The sequence below is a fragment of the Stenotrophomonas pictorum JCM 9942 genome (assembly GCF_001310775.1).
In the GTDB taxonomy this organism is placed as follows: Bacteria; Pseudomonadota; Gammaproteobacteria; order Xanthomonadales; family Xanthomonadaceae; genus Stenotrophomonas; species Stenotrophomonas pictorum.
Map to the genome: position 1 here is coordinate 1 of NZ_BAZI01000660.1, position 950 is coordinate 950.

Sequence of the window (950 nt, forward strand, 5' to 3'; positions counted from 1 at the left end):
GCGCGCCGCTGCCGTCCACGGCACTGATGCTGGGCGTGCCGGCCCGGCTGGCCGGTTGTCGTGAGGTGGTGTTGTGCACGCCGCCGCGCAAGGACGGCAGTGCCGATCCGGCGGTGCTGGTCGCCGCGCGGCTGACCGGCGTGCACCGTGTATTCAAGATCGGTGGCGCGCAGGCCATCGCCGCGATGGCCTACGGCACCGAGACCGTGCCCTCGTGCGACAAGCTGTTCGGGCCGGGCAACAGCTATGTGACCGAAGCCAAACAGCAGGTCGCCCAGGCCGGTGCCGCCGCCATCGATATGCCGGCCGGGCCGTCTGAAGTGCTGGTGATCGCCGATGCCGGCGCCAATCCGGCCTTCGTCGCCGCCGATCTGCTCTCGCAGGCCGAGCATGGTCCCGACTCGCAGGTACTGCTGCTCAGCGATGATGCCGCGCTGCTGGCTGCCGTCGCCGGCGAGGTCGCGCGGCAGGTGGCGGTGCTCGAACGCGAGGCCATCGCCCGACAGGCACTGTCCGCCTCGCGGCTGGTCAAGGTCCAGTCGCTCGACCAAGCCTTTGAAATCTCCAATCGTTACGCCCCCGAGCACCTGATCCTGGCCTTGCGCGATCCGCGCCCGTGGTTGGCGCAGGTCGAGGCTGCCGGCTCGGTATTCCTCGGCGATTACACCCCCGAAGCGCTGGGCGACTACTGCTCGGGTACCAACCATGTCCTGCCGACCGCCGGTGCCGCCCGTGCCTACAGCGGCGTGAGCGTGGCCAGTTTCCAGAACCAGATCAGCGTGCAGGCCGCCAGCGCCGAAGGCATTGCCGGCATCGGCCCGTGCGCGCTGACCCTGGCGCGCGCCGAAGGGCTGGGCGCACACGCCAACGCGGTTGCGTTGCGGCTGGGAGTGACGCTGTGAGCGCGGTGCTGGATCTGGTTCGCGCCGACCTGCGTGATTTTGGTGGCT

1 protein-coding gene is annotated in these 950 nt (G+C 69.8%); it reads left to right on the plus strand.

Translation table 11 applies throughout. The features are described from left to right. Positions 1–902: histidinol dehydrogenase (gene hisD, locus JCM9942_RS16875; RefSeq protein WP_054660994.1), on the plus strand; the 902-nt coding region annotated here is incomplete at its 5' end. Positions 903–950 lie beyond the last annotated feature (48 nt).